The sequence below is a fragment of the Variovorax sp. J22G73 genome (assembly GCF_030317035.1).
Lineage (GTDB): Bacteria > Pseudomonadota > Gammaproteobacteria > Burkholderiales > Burkholderiaceae_C > Variovorax.
The window spans coordinates 1314165-1331186 of record NZ_JASZYK010000001.1 but is presented as its reverse complement, the minus strand read 5'-3'; the positions used below and the strand labels follow the sequence as shown (position 1 = coordinate 1331186).

The 17022-nt window shown below is 67.1% G+C and carries 13 protein-coding genes and 1 riboswitch; of the genes, 6 read left to right on the top strand and 7 right to left on the bottom strand.

The annotated features are described in order from the left end of the window. Positions 1-30: 30 nt before the first annotated feature. Complete coding sequence (locus QTI51_RS06260; RefSeq protein WP_116908777.1) at positions 31-3867, bottom strand: DUF748 domain-containing protein; 3837 nt, start codon at positions 3865-3867, stop codon at positions 31-33. Between the two features lie 629 nt (positions 3868-4496). On the opposite strand from QTI51_RS06260, the gene QTI51_RS06255 reads away from it, so the two are divergent. From QTI51_RS06255 to nrdR, 3 genes are all read left to right on the top strand, one after another. Continuing rightward, positions 4497-5345, top strand: coding sequence for a lytic transglycosylase domain-containing protein (locus QTI51_RS06255; protein WP_116908776.1), 849 nt, complete (start codon positions 4497-4499; stop codon positions 5343-5345). 44 nt (positions 5346-5389) lie between these two features. Continuing rightward, positions 5390-5515: riboswitch (ZMP/ZTP riboswitch) on the top strand. Positions 5516-5557: 42 nt separating this feature from the next. Then, complete coding sequence (gene glyA, locus QTI51_RS06250; protein WP_116908775.1) at positions 5558-6802, top strand: serine hydroxymethyltransferase; 1245 nt, start codon at positions 5558-5560, stop codon at positions 6800-6802. Positions 6803-6823: 21 nt separating this feature from the next. Beyond that, positions 6824-7267 (top strand): transcriptional regulator NrdR, encoded by a 444-nt coding sequence (gene nrdR, locus QTI51_RS06245; protein ID WP_116908774.1) that lies wholly within the window; start codon positions 6824-6826, stop codon positions 7265-7267. Positions 7268-7300: 33 nt separating this feature from the next. On the opposite strand, the gene QTI51_RS06240 is transcribed toward nrdR, so the two are convergent. Genes QTI51_RS06240 through QTI51_RS06215 form a run of 6 tightly spaced genes read right to left on the bottom strand, consistent with a single transcriptional unit; the run spans position 7301 to position 13818 of the window. Then, positions 7301-7786 carry a type IV pilin protein gene (locus QTI51_RS06240; protein WP_116908773.1) on the bottom strand — a complete coding sequence of 162 codons (486 nt, stop codon included), beginning with the start codon at positions 7784-7786 and terminating at the stop codon, positions 7301-7303. A 21-nt stretch (positions 7787-7807) separates the two neighbouring features. Continuing rightward, the gene (locus tag QTI51_RS06235; protein WP_286512357.1) at positions 7808-11167 is read right to left on the bottom strand and encodes a pilus assembly protein; all 3360 of its coding nucleotides are present in this window, start codon (positions 11165-11167) and stop codon (positions 7808-7810) included. Between the two features lie 50 nt (positions 11168-11217). Then, positions 11218-11928 (bottom strand): pilus assembly PilX family protein, encoded by a 711-nt coding sequence (locus QTI51_RS06230; protein WP_116908771.1) that lies wholly within the window; start codon positions 11926-11928, stop codon positions 11218-11220. Further along, positions 11925-12746: a PilW family protein gene (locus tag QTI51_RS06225; RefSeq protein WP_116908770.1), complete on the bottom strand. Its 822-nt coding sequence runs from the start codon at positions 12744-12746 to the stop codon at positions 11925-11927. The genes QTI51_RS06230 and QTI51_RS06225 overlap by 4 nt, the downstream gene beginning before the upstream one ends. Next, complete coding sequence (pilV, locus tag QTI51_RS06220) at positions 12743-13297, bottom strand: type IV pilus modification protein PilV (protein ID WP_286512360.1); 555 nt, start codon at positions 13295-13297, stop codon at positions 12743-12745. Before pilV ends, QTI51_RS06225 begins: the two co-directional genes overlap by 4 nt. Then, a complete protein-coding gene (locus QTI51_RS06215; RefSeq protein ID WP_116908769.1) occupies positions 13285-13818 on the bottom strand; it encodes a GspH/FimT family pseudopilin in 534 nt (177 codons plus the stop codon). Before QTI51_RS06215 ends, pilV begins: the two co-directional genes overlap by 13 nt. 206 nt (positions 13819-14024) lie before the next feature. Between QTI51_RS06215 and ribD the strand changes: the two genes are divergently transcribed. The 3 genes from ribD to ribBA are packed head-to-tail and all read left to right on the top strand — an operon-like array spanning position 14025 to position 17017. Further along, on the top strand, positions 14025-15146 hold the full coding sequence (ribD, locus tag QTI51_RS06210; RefSeq protein WP_116908768.1) for a bifunctional diaminohydroxyphosphoribosylaminopyrimidine deaminase/5-amino-6-(5-phosphoribosylamino)uracil reductase RibD: 1122 nt from the start codon (positions 14025-14027) through the stop codon (positions 15144-15146). Positions 15147-15188: 42 nt separating this feature from the next. Further along, entirely contained in the window at positions 15189-15866 is a 678-nt protein-coding gene (locus QTI51_RS06205; protein WP_116908767.1) for a riboflavin synthase, read from the top strand. After that, positions 15863-17017, top strand: a complete 1155-nt coding sequence (ribBA, locus tag QTI51_RS06200; protein ID WP_116908766.1) for a bifunctional 3,4-dihydroxy-2-butanone-4-phosphate synthase/GTP cyclohydrolase II — start codon at positions 15863-15865, stop codon at positions 17015-17017. The genes QTI51_RS06205 and ribBA overlap by 4 nt, the downstream gene beginning before the upstream one ends. The last annotated feature ends 5 nt before the right edge of the window (positions 17018-17022 follow it).

The window sequence follows — 17022 nt, the reverse complement described above, 5'->3', positions numbered from 1 at the left end:
GTCCGGCCCTCTTCCGCCCTTCGGTTCTGGTCATTTCATTGTCAGGCTGAGCTCCGCGCCCGGCTTCCAGTCGTTGCCGCTGGCCGTGGTGCGCACGGCCCCGAGGAACAACCGCTCGCTCGGCACGTTCTTGGCGAGCAGGTAGTCGCGCACCGCGGCGCCGCGCTCGACGGCCAGTTGCCGCATCGATTCCTCGTCGACCGGCACGCTGGCGAACAGCAGGTTCTCCATGTCCTTCAGCGGCAGCTCCTTGGCCAACCCCACGAGGTTGCGCGGCTTGGTGATGTCGGCGCGCTTGTACACGGCCGTCAACAGGTCGGGGTATTCGGCATCGGTGACCGGCGGCACTTCGGTGCCGGTCTGGCCGCCGCGCACCGCCACGCGGCGCTTCTCGGCGTAGGTCAGCTGGCGCACGCGCTGGCGCTGGTAGGCGTCGCGCTCCTTGTCCAGGCTGGAGGTGCCGACCACCGTCATCTGCAGCGTGGGCCGGTCGGTCAGGGCCTTGGCGACCTTGTCCAGGCTTTCCTTCGCGGCCGGGCTCAGGTCGGAGCCGCCGGGCTCGAAGGTGATGGCGCTCGACTCGCCGCTGCCGCCGCCCAGGCCGCCGGTCAGCAGGCTGAAGGGCGCCGTCACGGCCTTGACGATCAGGTTGACCACGGCCTTCCAGATCAGCGGGCCGACGCTGAACTGCGGGTCGTTCAGCGAGCCGCTGAGCGGCAGGTCGACGTCGATCACGCCGTTGCGGTCGGCCAGCAGCGCCACGGCCAGCTTCACCGGCAGGCTGGCGGGCGCACCCGCGACCTCGTCGCCGAACTGGAGCTGGTTAAGTACGAGCTTGTTGGTGGCCGTGAGCTGGCCGTCGGGCGCCACCTTGTAGTTGACGTCCATGCTCATCTTGCCGCGCTCGATGCCGTGGCCGGCGTAGCGCACCGAGTACGGCGACAGTGGCGCCAGGTCGAGGTCGCGCATCTTGGCGGTGATGTCGAGCTCGATGGGCTTGACCAGCGGGTTGAGCTTGCCGGTGATTTCCAGCGCGGCGGTCTGCTGCGCCTTGCCGCGCAGTTCGAGGTCGGCCAGCGCGGGCCGGCCGCCCTCGCCCTTCGGCGGGTTCGACGAGAAGGAGCTGAGCTTGCCGGTCAGCTCGCTCAGGTCGGCCGAGTAGTTGGGCTTGACGAACAGGTCGGTGAAGTCGATCTTGCCGTTCACCAGGCTCATCGGGCCGAAGTTGATGACCGGTGCAAGGCCCGCGTCGGCGGCCGGCGCGGCGGCGGGTGCAGCCTGGGCCGTGGCCGCCGGCCTGGCGGGCTCGGGGCTCCCGCCGACCATGGCCTCGGCAGACACCGGCGCACCGCCCGAAGGCCGGGCCGGCGCCGCCCGGGTCGTGGTCGTGGTGCCGCCCGGGCCCTTGCGGGTGGTGGCATCGCCTGTGGCGGCCGCGGAAGCAGCCGCGGCGTTGCCTTCGGCCTCGCCCTTCTTGGTGAGGCTCAGCAGGTTGAGCCGGCCGGTGGGGTCGACGATCACGCGGGCGAAGAAGTCGGTCAGCGTGGTTTCGCGCACGTCGACGCTGGGCGCCGCATTGGGCGCCAGGCTGACCTGCAGGCCGCGCAGGCTCAGCGTCTTCCAGCTCAGCAGCTGGTTGGTGTTGCGGTCGAAGCCGGGCGACTGGGTGAGCGACACGCTGTTGGCGCGGAAGTCGTCCAGCGCGGTGTCGCCGGCCAGCTTGATGCTCATGCCCGCCGGCAGAGTGGCGTAGCGCACGGTGCCGCGGTAGCTCGCGAAGGCACGGCGAATGTCGACGTTGAGCGCGTCGGCGTAGTAGGCCTTGAAGGCATGCGCCGGGAACGACGCCACCTCGAGCCGGCCCTCCGCCGCGAGCGGCTTGAGCACGATGTTGCCCTTGTAGTCGAAGCGGCCCGGGTCGGCCGAACGCCCGGCGGAACCGATGCGCCCCGACACCTGCAGCGGCGAAACGGTGTTGGTGTCCGGCGCGATCTTCTGGGCGTTGAGCTTGAACGCCGTGACCTCGACCGCCACCGGCGTGGTGCTCGCCTTGTCCGAATAGGAAAGGCTGCCGTTGTCCACCGCCAGCGTGCCGATGGTCAGCGCCCACGGCTTGGTGTTGGCGCCGGGCTGCGGCGTTTCGGCGGCGGCGGGCTTGGGCGCGGCGACCTTGGCTTCGGTTTCCCTGGTGCCGCCGCCGGCCGGCGTCTTGAGCCAGCGCTCGAACATCCAGTGCTTTTCGTTGTCGCGCTCGATGCGCACCTTGGGGTTGGTGGCGGTGAACGAGGCCACATTCAATGTGTGCTTCGTCATGTCGGCTTCGGCATCGACCAGCTCGAAGCGCCCGACGCTGGCCAGCGCGGTCTTGGCCTGGGTCAGCGCCAGGCCGTCGGCGGACAGGCGACGCGCCTTGAACTTGAGATCGGGCTGGGCCCAGGCGATGTCGATCTGCCCGCTGAGCTTGCCGTCGAGCGTGGGCTCCAGGCTTTGCGCCAGGTAAGGGGCCGCCAGCGACAGCGGCAGCGCATCGACCTCGGTCTGCACGTCGGCCACCTTGTCGGTGGCGGTGCCGTTGAACTTGAGCGAGGCGCCGGCCACGGCGGTGCTGCCGCTGAACTGGGCCGGCTTTTCCATTGGCCAGGTGACACCGGTGACGTCGAAACCGAGCGCGGTCACGTCGATGGCCGCCGCGGGTTTGACGGTTTCGTCGCGCCAGCCGATGCGCCCGCCGCTCAGGGCGAGCTTGTCGACCTGCACCTTCAGCACGGGCTTTTCGACCGGCTTGCCGGCGGGTGCGCTGGCGGCGGCAGCGGGCAATTGCGCGGCCTTTTCGGTCGCACCGGTCGTGGGGTCGGTCGCCAGCAGGTTGAGCTGGCCGGCCGCGTCGCGCGCCACCGCCAGCTGCGGATTGACCAGGGCAATTTCGCTCAGATGGAACACCGATTCGAGCGGACGCACATCGGCCAGTGCCAGCTTGAGCGACTCGAAGCCCAGCAGGTCGCGGCCGCGCGCGTCGGCCACCTTGGTGGTGTGCGCCTCGACCGTGCCGGTGATCTTCAAGCCGTTGGTGGCGCCATGCTCGAAGGCAATCTTCAGGTCGGCGTCCAGGCTGCCCGCCTGCAGGCGAACCGGCAGGCCGCCGGGGATGTAGCCCAGGTACGGCACCAGGTCCAGGCCCTTGAACTGCACCTGCGCATCGGTCTTGCGGCTGTCTGCAAAGGGCGTGGTGAAGGCGGCCGAATCGAACTTGCTGCCGTTGAGCACGAAGGCCAGCTTGGGCTCGGTGTTGATATCGCGCTTGGAGTCGAGGTTGCTCAGGAACGGCACCTTCAGCACGAAGTCGCGCAGCTCGTGCTTGCGCTTGACGGTCTGGTCGTCGAAGTCGACCGAGCCGCCGTTGATGGCGATGTTGTAGATGGCGAAGCGCGCGGGCTTGGCGTTCGGATCGGCCGGCGGGCCGGCGGAGAGCTTCGCGAGGATGTCGTCGATGTCGTACTTGCCGTCAGCCTGGTGCGTGAGCAGGACGGCCGGCGCATCGATGGTGACGGCGTCGATCACGGGCGCGAGACGCAGGATGGACTGCAGTTCGGCGTCGGCGTAGATGCGTCCGATGGCCAGTTGCGACTTGGCGCCGTCGGCTGTGGCGATGCGCAGGTCGCTCAGCGTGAGTTCGAGCGTCCAGGGCTTGAAATCGATCTTGCCGACGGTCACCTGCCGGCCGAGTTTTTCACTCGCGATCTTCTGGATCTGGCTCTTGGCGATGGGGGGTACCACCAGCCAGGCGATGACCCAGAACGCCAGCAGAACCAGCACCGCGACGATCCCACGTCGCACCCATTTGTTTTGTTTGATCGAAGCTACGTCCATCGCGGGAGTGTGCCGCAAAGAGGTGCGCGCCAGAAGGAAGAAAGGCTTGTCACCCAGGCACGCAAACAAGAAAGCCCGGCGACGCGACTGAATGTCTCGTCGTCGGGCTTGATGGCGGGCACAAGACCCATGCCATCGATTCGCGCGACGGGAAGTCGATGGTTCCCACCGTGCTGGCAGCAAGAGATTGCCACCGTGGTTCCTCGGACGCTGAGCCCTTGACTTGCACCTCGGACTGCGGGACCTCGGAAAAACGCCTGAAACCTCAGGCCCGTTCAGATTAGGCTGCGCACCCTCCGATTGCAAACGCGTTTTACAAAGGGATTTCCCCTAAGCAGAAACGCCTCGAAACTGTCACGTTTTTAGGCATTCATTAGCATAAAGATTCAATTCGTTATGCTTGACCGTGTATTAACCCACGCTAGAATCCGCCCTGCTCCGACCGCCCGACGCGGCGGAGCCTCCCCTGAATCCGCTGCCGAATCCCAACCGGCTTGATCAGGTCGCCGCGCTCCCAACCCCCTTCACTCCATGCGCGGAGCCTGATTCGTACCAATCCAAGCGCCGCTGCCTTCATCCCTCGCCCTCACCGGCGTTGCGTTTCGGGTGCCGCACAGAAAGGAAGAGCGATGAACAAGGCGTTCGATGCCACAGCCCGCGGGCTACGGACCTTCGTGTCCGATGTGGCAGACGGCTTTTTTGAGATCACCCACAACGGGTTTGCACTGGTTGGCCTTGCCATCGTGTTCGCGGCCCTCGCCCTCGTGGCGCGGCCCGATCTGCGCAAGACCGGCGAGGAGCAACTGATGGGCTGGCTGCAATCGCGCAAGCCCGCGCCGGAAGCCACCGACCTGGAGCCGACCGCCATCGAGCGAACCACGGCTGCGAGCCCGAGCGAGCTGCCCAAGCAGCAAGCCGCGGTGGCCTACTGGCTGAGCAAGAAGTACCGCGTGGCCGCAGAGCCGCTGAGCGTGCTGGTGGCCGAGGCCTACGGCATCGGCAAACGCACGAAGATCGACCCGACGCTGATCCTCGCGATCATGGCGGTGGAGTCGAGCTTCAACCCGTTCGCCCAGAGCCAGGTCGGCGCGCAGGGCCTGATGCAGGTCATGACCCGCGTGCACGGCGACAAGTACGAAAGCGCGGGCGGCACGCTCACCGCCTTCGACCCGGTGACCAACATGCGTGTGGGCGTCAAGGTGCTGCAGGAATGCATCGCCCGCGCCGGCTCGCTGGAAGGCGGCCTGCGCTACTACGTGGGCGCGGCCAACCTGCAGGACGACGGCGGCTATGCCAGCAAGGTCATCGCCGAGCACGAGCGCCTGCTGCAGGTGGCCAACGGCCGCGCGCCGTCCACCACCACCGTCACGCCGCCGCCTCCGGGCATGCGCGCGCAGCCGCTGCCCGTGGTGGCGCCGGCCAAGCCCGAAGAAGGCGCCGAGCCGGCCAAGGTCGCCCTGCTTTCCTCGGTGTCCTGACATTCTCCTTGCCGGGTTGCCCGCCGGATGCGGTGCGCTACACTCGGCGGGTACGCGACTGGCGATAGGCGCAGCACCCGAACAAGGTGCCACGCGCTGACGTGGAATACCACTGGGAAGCGTGCCGCCTGACCTCAACAGGCGTTCAGCCGTTCGCCTGGGCAGCCCTTGTTTTGGTTGAAGAACAAGGACCTCGTCTTCAAAGGACTGCCATGTACCAACGCAACATCCTGGTCGAACAGACCGATCCCGAAATCTGGGCCGCGATCCAAGCCGAAAACGCGCGCCAGGAACATCACATCGAGCTGATCGCCAGCGAGAACTACGCCTCGCCGGCCGTCATGGCCGCCCAGGGCTCGCAGCTCACCAACAAGTACGCCGAAGGCTACCCGGGCAAGCGCTACTACGGCGGCTGCGAGCACGTCGACGTGGCCGAGCAGCTGGCCATCGACCGCGTGAAGCAGATCTTCGGCGCCGATGCCGCCAACGTGCAGCCGCACTGCGGCGCCTCGGCCAACGAAGCCGTGATGCTCGCCTTCCTGAAGCCCGGCGACACCATCATGGGCATGAGCCTGGCCGAAGGCGGCCACCTGACCCACGGCATGCCGCTGAACATGAGCGGCAAGTGGTTCAACGTGGTGAGCTACGGCCTGGACGCCAACGAAGCCATCGACTACGACGCGATGGAACGCAAGGCGCATGAGCACATGCCCAAGCTGATCATCGCGGGCGCCTCGGCCTACTCGCTGCGCATCGACTTCGAGCGCTTCGCCAAGGTGGCCAAGGACGTGGGCGCGATCTTCATGGTCGACATCGCCCACTACGCCGGCCTGGTGGCCGCGGGCGTGTACCCCAACCCCGTGCCGCACGCCGACATCGTCACCTCGACCACGCACAAGAGCCTGCGCGGCCCGCGCGGCGGCATCATCCTGATGAAGTCGCAACACGAGAAGGCGATCAACAGCGCCATCTTCCCCGGCCTGCAAGGCGGCCCGCTGATGCACGTGATCGCCGCCAAGGCCGTCGCGTTCAAGGAAGCCATGACGCCCGAGTTCAAGGCCTACCAGCAACAGGTGGTCAAGAACGCGCAGATCGTTGCCGACACCCTCACCCAGCGCGGCCTGCGCATCGTGAGCGGGCGCACCGAAAGCCACGTGATGCTGGTCGACCTGCGCGCCAAGGGCATCACCGGCAAGGAAGCCGAAGCCGTGCTGGGCGCCGCCCACATGACGATCAACAAGAACGCGATCCCCAACGACCCTGAAAAGCCGATGGTCACCAGCGGCGTGCGCATCGGCACCCCCGCCATGACCACGCGCGGCTTCAAGGACGAAGAGGCCCGCGCCACCGCGAACCTGGTCGCCGACGTGCTCGAGAACCCGCGCGACGCGGCGAACATCGATGCCGTGCGCGCCAAGGTGCACGCGCTGACGAGCCGTTTCCCTGTCTACCGCTGATCGTCCCCAAGACCTGACCGCATGAAATGCCCTTTTTGCGGTCATCTTGAAACGCAGGTCGTCGAGACCCGCGTTTCGGAAGACGCCGACTTCGTTCGCAGGCGCCGCCAGTGCAGCGCCTGCGACAAGCGCTTCACTACCTACGAGCGGCCCGACGTCAATTTTCCTGTCGTCGTGAAGAAGGACGGCAGCCGCGCCGACTTCGACTCCACCAAGGTGCGCGCCTCGATGATGCTGGCGCTGCGCAAGCGGCCGGTGAGCATCGAGCAGATCGACAACGCCCTGCTGCGCATCGAGCAGAAGCTGCTGGCCAGCGGGCTGCGCGAAATCGAATCGACCAAGGTTGGCGAACTCGTCATGCGCGAACTCAAGAAGCTCGACAAGGTCGCCTACGTGCGCTTCGCCTCGGTGTACCGCAGCTTCGAGGACGTGGACGAGTTCAGGCAGTTGCTGCGCGACATCTGAGCGCCGGCCGCCGCGGCGTTCGACGCCTGCGCGTTATCGGTTCCAGCAGAGCTGCACCAGCGCTTCCGACGCGCTGGTCTTGTTGCCGGCCAGCTTCACTCCCTGCTGGTTCACCGTGAGCTTTCCGCATTCATCCATCACCGACCCGCCTTGCGGCACTGCTTGCAAGGTGTACGTCGTTTCACTTCTGTCGGCATAGCTGACAAGGTAGTTGGCGGTGCCCGAGGCTGGCGCCTGGCGCAGTCCGTCAGGCAGCGCGACGCTGGCGGGTGGATAGCGGCCGTTGGCGGTCAGGTAACGCTCGCTCCATTGCGCCGCCTGCAGCAGTTGCTGCTTCGCGTCGGCCCGCTTGGCCCGCAGCACATAGCGTGTGTAGCTCGGGTATGCGATGGCGGCGAGGATGGCGATCACCGCCAGCACGATCATCAGTTCGATCAGCGTGAAGCCACGCAGGCGGCCTCGCACGTCGGCCCGTACGTCGGCCCGTACACCGTCCCGCCCCGCGGCCTGCTGGTTCATGCGTTGTCTCGATGCCATGGGTCAGTCCGTTGAAATGAGGTTGCGCCAGCCGAAGCGGCGCACCGCGTCGGGCCGCGTCGTCGTGTGGCATTCGCCCGCGGCGTTGCAGATCACATCCTTCCCCTTCTGGCGGTCCTGAGGCACGAAAACGATGTCGTCCTTGCCCGAGCGGTTGCGAAAGCCGAGAAAGGCATCCGCCGTGCCAGTGCCGTTGTAGGCGATGCCCTGGGGGGCCGAGCCGCTGAAGAAGTCGGCCACCATCGACCAGCCGTCGTCGTCGCTGCCGGCCGTGCAATCGAGCGCGTTGCTGCTGGTGCCGGGAACGGTGGCCGCGAACGTGCCGGCGCTGTTGCTCAGCGCCTTGCCCGGGTAGACGATGCGCTCGCCGCCGGCCGGCAATTGAAGGGACCAGCCACGCCTGGCCTCGGCGCCGGTGTAGCTCACGCTGTGGCGCGAGACGGTGCGGTACTCGGCTGCGTCTCTCTTGACCGGCCGCGTGCCGGCGGTCTGCGCCACCAGGTCGGCCAAGGCCGCAGTTCCGGACGTGCCGTTGGCCGGGTCCCAGATGCCGTACAGGTGATGAGGGGTCGTGGTGCTCTCGTCGCCGACCGCAAACAGCCGCCCGGTGCCGAACGCCACCATGTAGCCGCCTCGCGGGTGGCCGACGACGACCGGCGCCGCTGTGATCGGCTGGCTCGCGCCGGCGGCGAACAGGGGAACGCCATCGAAGTTCACCGCAGCCGCGGGTGCAGGTGCGGATGCAGCAGCAACCGGCGCCAGGTTCATCGTGGCTTTCCATCTGCCGCTGTCCGCATTGCTCAGGTCGAACTTCCACATGTTGCCGAGCAGATCGCCCGCGTAGACGAAATCCGGCTTGCCGTCGCCGTTGCGGTCCACGGGCCTCGGGGCCGAGAGCCCGTTGCCTGCAGCGACGCCCGGCGTGGGGGATGTGGGAATCTTCAACACTTCCCTGTTGCCGTCGAGGTACTGGATCCACAGCACCGCTTTTTCGCTCGCGCTGTTGTAGCCGTTGCCCAGGATCAGCGCCGTGCGGCCGTTGTTGAGTTTTGCCACCTGCACCGCCCGACCGGAGGCGACGTCGAGCGCGGGTTGCTGAAACTGGTGCCCCAGGTCGCGGTCGGGCAACGCTGTGGTGTCGATCAACACCACGTTGGCGGCGTTCTGCTCGGCGACGGACTCGGGCTTGGTCACGTCGAGCACGAAGTAGCCTTTGCCCCCTGCGCCCAGCGTGCCCACCAGCAAGGACTTCCAGCCTGCCGCCTTTTCGGCAACCGTGGCCGTCGGGGCCGCTGTGCCGCCCATGTACGCATCGGCCACGAAGGCGCTGCCATCGACGAAGTAGCGGTGCACGTACGCCCCTTCGCTGAGCCGCTTGAGGATCGGCACCGCCGGCGTGCCGTAGACGCCTTCGGGCACATAGGCGAACGCCTCGTTGCCGGTGCCGGCGTCGAAGGCATGCAGCATGCCGTCGTTGGCGCCCACGTAGACCATCGGCTTGCGCACGGTCGCGGCGAAAGCGGCGTAGCCATCGTGGGTGAAGCCGCTCTGGGGCTGCCCTGCGTACCAGACGCTGGAGCCCACGATGTCGCCGAGCACGTGGCCGCGCTGGCGCAGTCGCATGCCGGCCCCCTCGTTGCTGCGGTCGCCTCGCAGGAAGTCGAGCACGGCCTTGCCGAACGCGATGCTCTCGGTGTCAGTGCCGGTGCGCCCCTGGAGCGCCGTCTTCTGCGCGTCGCTCAAGCGGTCCCAGCGAAAGGGAATGCCCGAACCGACGGTCGTGGTCGTGGTGGCCGTGGCCGCCGCGGTCCCCGAGAAGCTGAGCACCTTGCGGTCGGTGGCATGCGCCCCCACCACCGCCATGCGCCGGTCGAGCAGTTCGCGTGCCGACCAATCGGGCTCGCCTGCAGGCCTGGCGTTCGCGCCGAACTTGGAGGCAGTGAGCTTGCCCGACCAGTCGGCCGTGTCGTAGCCCGCCTGGTAGACCGCGTTGCCGGTCGACAAGCGGGAACTGTTCGCCGATATGGACGTGAGCGGAATGCTGGTGTTGAACAGGATCTGCGACAGGATGGACTTGAAGGCCGCATTCAGCGCCTGGGAATTGGAAGCGGGCGTGAAAGTGCCACGGCTGTTGAGCGCCGCGTGCCAGAGGTCCATGCGCACGGCGGCGGTATCCGCGGGCGGGCTATAGACGTAGCCTAGGTTGGAGCTGTTCCACCCATAGAAGTCCGTGGCCACCAATGGATTCCTCCAACCGATCGTGCCCTCGACCAGGCCCGTATAGCCGCCGCTGTACGTGGGCTGAGCCAGGTTCGTAGACATGGCCGGCGCACCGGACCACGACGAGGCGGCGCCGAAGCCGATGGTGTGGGTGGTCAGGTGCTGCCAGGTGGCCGGGTCGTTCTTGGGATTCCAGTACTCGGGAACAGTGGCCGTGCCGACCCGTGCCTGGCCTGGCTCGACAACGACCTTCTTGAGGTTGTTCGCGATGCCGGGCTGCAGGTCGCTGGCCCAGTAGTGAAAGGCCATGTCGGCCAGCGTCGGACGGTACTCGGCGATCGGCGCCCAGGTGCCGGACGTGCTCTTCCATTTGGCCGGGCCGTTGACGGTGCCCGCGCCGTCCTTGTAAGGCGCCACTGGCGTGTAGACCTCGGCGTCGGGTAGGACGCGGCGCGTTCCGTCCTCGTTGCCGATGTCCGGCATGTTGAGTTGATTCGGCTCCATGTCGAAGCCGAAGAGGTTGTAGTCGCCATCCGTCATGAAGATGTGGAACGACTTGCGGCAGCTCGACTCGGTGGCGTCCTTGATGCCCGGATCGTCCGAATAGGGGCTGTACTGGCCGGAGGTCTTCATGTACTCGCCGGCACGGGTCATCATGGCGTGCAGCGGCGTTCCGCCGTCCGCGATCATGGAATCCACCCAGGTCATGAAATTGGCACGATGCGTCGCGTCGAGCGAACGCATCAGGTTGGCGTTGGCGCGGCCGCCGATGTTGCAGGTGCCAGCCCGATAGCGCCCCGGCGCTGTGTCGCCGAAAAACCCGACGCAGCTGTTCTGGTTGACCTGTACCGCGCCGACATTCATCGCCTGCCAGGCAAGGCGAATCCGGTCATCGGGGATGTTGGCGGTGGAGAAGTTGTCCTTCAACGCGGTCTTCAGTGCCTCCATGCGGTTGGGCGCTCCGAGAGGCGGCGCCTTGTCCCCTTCCGATGCAATCGACGAAAAGGCCATGCTTCCTGAGTTGTCGACCGACACGATCACGTTCGGCGCCGGCTCCCTGACCGCCGCGTTGCGTGGCGTCTGCGCCAACGGGTATTGCGCGGCGTGGCCGACGCTGTGCGCCAGCACCAGGGCGCACGCCATGACACTCCTCGACAGCCCGGTGAATGTCATATCTCTTGTTCTTGCCATGTTCAATTCACCTTGGTGACGGGATCAGGGTCGAAGGCCACCTGCAGCTCGACCCGTGTGCCACCCGCGCTCCCCGCACTGCGGGCGCCGGTGGCCACGGCAGTGATGCGGTACAGCGGGTGCTTGCTGTTCGGGCGGTCGATGACCTCGATCCAGTACCTCGCCTTTTCCAGCGCCGGATTCCCGGCGCCGGGTGCGCCGGTGAACGCCCCGTACAGCGCGTGCTTGTCGGCGTACGCCCTCCGGGACCAGAACCGGTACGCCTCGCTTTCGGAAGCCGCCGCCACCGAATCGATCGCGGCGAAGTAGCAGATGCCCCGCTCGCAGCTGTTCTCTCCGTTCGCCACGTAGGCCGTGACCCAACCGGTGTCGCGGTCGGGAAAGACGCGGCCTTGCTCGGCCTTGCGGCACGGCGAGACCGCGAGCGCGGAGCAAGGCACGTAGCTCTGCTTCGTGGCGTCGAAAGCCAGTTGCCGGATGTCGCGCTCCGCGTCCAGCAGCGCGGCTTCCGCGGCCTCGAAGGCGCGCTGGTGTTCGCGCTGGTTGCCCGCCACCGACTCGAGCAACTGCGCCATGTGCGCACCACCGACCGCGAGCAGCGCCGAGAGCACCAGCATGAGCATCACGATGAACAGCGAAAAGCCGTGCTGCGCCTTGCGAGTGCGGGCAGCTGCAAGGGCACGGCGCGCGCGAAGCCATTCGTCGCGATTCATGGCGCGCCCAGGTTGTTTCGCAAGGCGAACACGGCGGCGTAGACGCGCCGCAGCTTTCCGTCGACGCTCGCCCGCTCGGTGCCGTCGCAGTCGGTGTACCTGCCGTGCGGATTGCCCCTCGAACTGCCAGCGAGCTGCAGGCACACGCGCACCGTGCGGACCAGATCGAAGTTGGCGACGTCGTTGGCGGTCACATAACGCGCGACATGGTCGCCTCCGGTCGCCGCGCCCACGCCATACATGACATCGAAGCGCTCGACGCCGTCGACGATAGGCATCGGCGTGTCACCGCCGCTGCCCTTGCATCGGAGAGTTCCCCTCACAACATCGAACTCGCTGGTGATCAGGCGAACGTTGCCCGGATCGGAGGGTGTCGTGGGGACGTATCCCTGGCGCCCGGCGCTTCGTCCTGCCTGCCCCAGGCAATCCGCGAAGTAGTTCGGATTCGGCGCATACCCGAGCTTCAAGCTGTCATTGCCGGAGCCTCCAGCGGCTTCCGCGCCTTTGACCGCGAAGAAGGCCCGTTCACCCGCAAGATTCGTGGCCCTGTTCGCGTTGGCGTCGAAGTAGAACAGCGGCTCGGTCGGGTCGATCGGGATGTAGCCGGCCTGCCGGATCTGCTGGCCCAGCAGCCTGAACGCAAATGCAGAAGACTGGTGCAGCGCGTTGACGTCGTCGCCCACCATGGCAACGCTGCGCGTGCCGAGCATGCTGGCGATGGAGGCCAGCACCACCAGCATGCCGACGATCATCGCGACGAGCAATTCGACCAGCGTGAAGCCGGCCTGCCGCAGGCGAAATGCGTGGGCGTGCTTCATGGCTGCGGCACCGCGACGGCCACTTCGAGGCAGGCCTTGCGATCAGGGCAGTTCCAACTCGGATCCGGCGGAATCGGGTGCGCGACGGCAGGCTCGTCCCACGCGACGTGCACGAACAGCAAGCCGCCGGCCATCGCCTTACGCTGGATGTTGCTCGCCCCGCCTGGCAGCGCGCTGGCCACCGCGCGCTGCCAGCGGCGCACGTCGTCGGCCGCGAGCTCGGCCGCACTGCAAGTGATCTGGGCGCCCGTGCATGACTTGCCGGAGCCAGCGGAGCCCGCTGGCGTCCAGTCGGCCACGTAGGGTGTTCCGGGCGCGGCGACCGCCACGGGATTGGCGCGGATGCGATCTGCCATGTCGCCAGCCAGTTGCACGGCCATGTTCTGGTTGCTCGCGCTCGAACTGTCGGCGAGCACGCGCAACTGGAAACCCGCGAGCGCCAGCAGCCCGAAAGAGAGCACCAGAACCGCCACCATGGCCTCGATCATCGAGACGCCGGCTTGCGCGATGCGCGAGCCATGGGGATGCAGGCGGTGCATCAGGTTGGACATGTGGTGGTCCCCTTGACGAGCTTGGCGCGCCCGCCCAGCGCGATGCACAACGTGGCGACGTTGGTCGAATTGCTCACGCCCGCGGGCTGGAAGTCAAAGCTGACGAAGCTTGCGGATTGACCCATGGCATCGAACGACAGCGAACCGTGCTTGCTCTTGGTGACCTTCACCCGCGTGTCGGGTTCTTGCCGCCTGAGCGTTTCGATGTCGTCGTCATCGCCGACAACCGTGTCCCAACCGCAACTCCAGTCCTTGGTTGCGCAATTCGTGCGCTGCTGCACGGTCACAGTCTTGCCACGTCGGGCCGCTTCCGAGCGCGCGTGGCTCATGCTCGCCACCAGCGCCGAGGCCATGCCCTCGACGCGGAGCTTTTCGGTCATGCTGCTGAAGCTCGGCAACGCCATCGCCAGCAGGATCGCCATCAACGCGATGACGACCATCAGCTCGACGAGCGTGAAGCCCTTGGGCTTTCCGACGCGGCGCGAGTCCGCCTGCGCGCACGCGCAAAATCCGTGATTCATGTTGTGTTGCGCCGGCCTCGCATCTCTGTGCGTCGGCGAGCGCTGCTCCCTTTTTGCAATACCAAAAATTCTATTTCCCGCTGTCCTCCGATATTCGCAATTGCGACAGACGGTTGAATATCAATAGCTCAACGGTTTCAATCTTCAATTGACCTGCAATTAGCTTTCAATTGACCATTCAAATACACCTTGATTAACAAGAAGAAATGGCAAAGACATCTGTGAATTTCATGACCGACGCGTTGAATCTCGCGCGCCAGGCCGGCTACGACACCGACCCGAACCCCCGCGTCGGCTGCGTGCTGGTCGCCCCCGACAACACCGTGATCGGCCAGGGCCACACACAGAAAGTCGGCGGCCCGCACGCCGAAGTCATGGCCTTGCGTGATGCCGCGGCCCAAGGCCATTCGGTCGAAGGCGCCACCGCGTACGTCACGCTCGAGCCCTGCTCGCACCACGGCCGCACCGGCCCGTGCTGCGACGCGTTGATTGCGGCCGGCGTGCGCCGCGTGGTCGCCTCGCTCGCCGACCCGAACCCGCTGGTCGCGGGCCAGGGCTTCGAGCGGCTGCGCGCGGCGGGTGTCGAGGTCGAGGTCGGCCCCGGCGCGGCCGAGGCGCGCGAGCTGAATCTCGGCTTCTTCAGCCGCATGGTCCGCAAGCAGCCCTGGGTGCGCATGAAGGTGGCGGCGTCGCTCGACGGCAAGACCGGCCTGGCCAACGGCGTGAGCCAGTGGATCACCGCCGAGGCGGCCCGCACCGACGGCCACGCCTGGCGCGCCCGGGCCAGCGCGGTGCTGACCGGCGTCGGCACGGTGCTCGAAGACAACCCGCGGCTGGACGTGCGGCTGGTCGACACGCCACGGCAGCCGCACCTGGTCGTGGTCGACAGCCGGCTGCAGACGCCGCCCGACGCTCACATATTCATAGGGGGTCGCCAGGTCTGGATCTACGCGGCCCACCGAGACGACGAAAAGGCCGCGGCCCTCGAAGCCCGCGGCGCCACCGTCACCTACCTGCCCAACGCCGAGGGCAAGGTCGACCTGCCGGCCCTGCTGAAAGACCTGGCGGCGCGCGGCGTGAACGAGCTGCACGTCGAGTCGGGCCACAAGCTCAACGGCTCGATGCTGCGCGAAGGCTGCGTCGACGAGCTGCTGGTGTACCTGGCGCCCAAGCTGATCGGCAGCGGGCTCGACATTGCGAGCCACCTCCATGCGGCCGGTCCGCTCACGTCACTCGAAGGCGTCGTGCCGCTGGAATTCAGGTCGGTGGACCTGCTCGGCCCCGACCTGCGCGTGGTGGCCCGGGTCGCGGGAAGGGACGCGTTCTAGCGTTTACCCCGAACACCCCGCGTTCTCTGCGAAAATGCGGGAATGTTTACCGGAATCATCACCGGCGTGGGGCGCATCGCCGCCATTCACGACCTCGGCACCTCCTCCTCCTATGGCAAACGACTCAGCATCGCGGTGCCCGACGGCTACCTCGATGACGTCGGGCTCGGCGACAGCATCGCGCTCAACGGCGCCTGCATGACGGTCACCACGCTCGTCCCCGAGCGACAGCTGTTCACCATCGACATTTCCGCGGAGTCCCTCGACAAGACCGCCGGCCTGACCGACGAAGGCAGCCGCATCAACCTGGAGAAAGCGCTGCGCGCCAGCGACCGGCTGGGCGGGCACATCGTGTCGGGCCACGTGGACGGCATCGGCAGCGTGAGCTTCTTCGAGCCGATCGGCGAAAGCTGGGAGCTGCGCGTGGTCGCCCCGCCGGCGCTGGCCCGCTTCCTGGCCTACAAGGGCTCGATCACCATCAACGGCGTGAGCCTCACGGTCAACAGCGTGAGCGACATTGCCGACGGCGCCGAGGTCAGCATCAACCTGATCCCGCACACCGTCGAAAACACCTCCCTCGGCGCCCTGAAGGCGGGCTCGAAGGTCAACCTCGAAATCGATACCGTGGCGCGCTACGTGGAGCGCATGCTCCAGGCCGGCGTGCTGGTGCCCCCCACATCCACGCCCACATCCCCGTATTCCAAGGACACAGCCGAATGAACGCCTCCGTCACGCCGATCGGCGCCCCCCGCGCCGCGCGCGCCCCCGCCCCGATCTCGCCGGTCGAGGAGATCGTGGCCGAGCTCGCCGCGGGCCGCATGGTGATCCTGGTGGACGAGGAAGACCGCGAGAACGAAGGCGACATCGTCGTCGCGGCGGACCACATCACGGCCGAGTCCATCAACTTCATGGCGCGCCATGCCCGCGGCCTGATCTGCCTGACGCTGTCGCGCGAGATGTGCGAGCGGCTGCAGTTGCCGCCCATGGTGCAGCGCAACGGCGCCAAGCACTCGACCGCGTTCACCGTGTCCATCGAGGCGGCCGAAGGCGTCACCACCGGCATCTCGGCCGCCGACCGCGCCCGCACGGTGCAGGCCGCCGTGGCGCCCAACGCCGTGGCCGCCGACCTGGTGCAGCCCGGCCACATCTTCCCGCTGCAGGCAGTGGACGGCGGCGTGCTGATGCGCGCCGGCCATACCGAAGCCGGCTGCGACCTGGCCGCCATGGCCGGCTGCTCGCCCGCCTCGGTGATCTGCGAGGTGATGAACGAAGACGGCACCATGGCCCGGCTGCCCGACCTGCAGATCTTCGCGGCCGAGCACAACCTGAAGATCGGCACCATCGCCGCGCTTATCGAGCACAGGAGCCGTGTCGAGTCGCTGGTCGAAAAGGTCGGCTGCCGCGAAATCCAGACGGCCTGGGGCGCCTTCACGGCCCACGCTTTCGTCGACAAGCCCAGCCGCGGCGTGCACCTGGCATTGGTGCGCGGCAAGTGGAGCCCCGAAGACACGGTGTCGGTGCGCGTGCACGAACCGCTGTCGGTGCTCGACGCGCTCGAAATCAACCGCTCGCTGCACTCGTGGAGCCTGGACGCCAGCCTGTCGCACATCGCCACCGAGGGCAAGGGCGTGGCCGTGCTGCTGAACTGCGGCGAGACCGCCGGCGAGCTGCTCGCGCAGTTCGACGGCACCGCGCGCCCCGCGCAAGCCCCCGAGCGCGGCCGCATGGACCTGCGCAGCTACGGCATCGGCGCGCAGATTCTTCGCGAATGCGGCGTGCACAAGATGAACCTGCTGGGCACGCCGCGCCGCATGCCGAGCATGGCGGCGGGCTACGGGCTCGAGATTGCCGGCTACCTCACGAAAGACTGAACGAC

Coding starts and splice junctions, on each gene's coding strand:
- QTI51_RS06260 (WP_116908777.1), bottom strand. CDS start 3,867: ATGGACGTAGCTTCGATCAAACAAAACAAATGGGTGCGACGTGGGATC.
- QTI51_RS06255 (WP_116908776.1), top strand. CDS start 4,497: ATGAACAAGGCGTTCGATGCCACAGCCCGCGGGCTACGGACCTTCGTG.
- glyA (WP_116908775.1), top strand. CDS start 5,558: ATGTACCAACGCAACATCCTGGTCGAACAGACCGATCCCGAAATCTGG.
- nrdR (WP_116908774.1), top strand. CDS start 6,824: ATGAAATGCCCTTTTTGCGGTCATCTTGAAACGCAGGTCGTCGAGACC.
- QTI51_RS06240 (WP_116908773.1), bottom strand. CDS start 7,786: ATGAACCAGCAGGCCGCGGGGCGGGACGGTGTACGGGCCGACGTACGG.
- QTI51_RS06235 (WP_286512357.1), bottom strand. CDS start 11,167: ATGGCGTGCGCCCTGGTGCTGGCGCACAGCGTCGGCCACGCCGCGCAA.
- QTI51_RS06230 (WP_116908771.1), bottom strand. CDS start 11,928: ATGAATCGCGACGAATGGCTTCGCGCGCGCCGTGCCCTTGCAGCTGCC.
- QTI51_RS06225 (WP_116908770.1), bottom strand. CDS start 12,746: ATGAAGCACGCCCACGCATTTCGCCTGCGGCAGGCCGGCTTCACGCTG.
- pilV (WP_286512360.1), bottom strand. CDS start 13,297: ATGTCCAACCTGATGCACCGCCTGCATCCCCATGGCTCGCGCATCGCG.
- QTI51_RS06215 (WP_116908769.1), bottom strand. CDS start 13,818: ATGAATCACGGATTTTGCGCGTGCGCGCAGGCGGACTCGCGCCGCGTC.
- ribD (WP_116908768.1), top strand. CDS start 14,025: ATGGCAAAGACATCTGTGAATTTCATGACCGACGCGTTGAATCTCGCG.
- QTI51_RS06205 (WP_116908767.1), top strand. CDS start 15,189: ATGTTTACCGGAATCATCACCGGCGTGGGGCGCATCGCCGCCATTCAC.
- ribBA (WP_116908766.1), top strand. CDS start 15,863: ATGAACGCCTCCGTCACGCCGATCGGCGCCCCCCGCGCCGCGCGCGCC.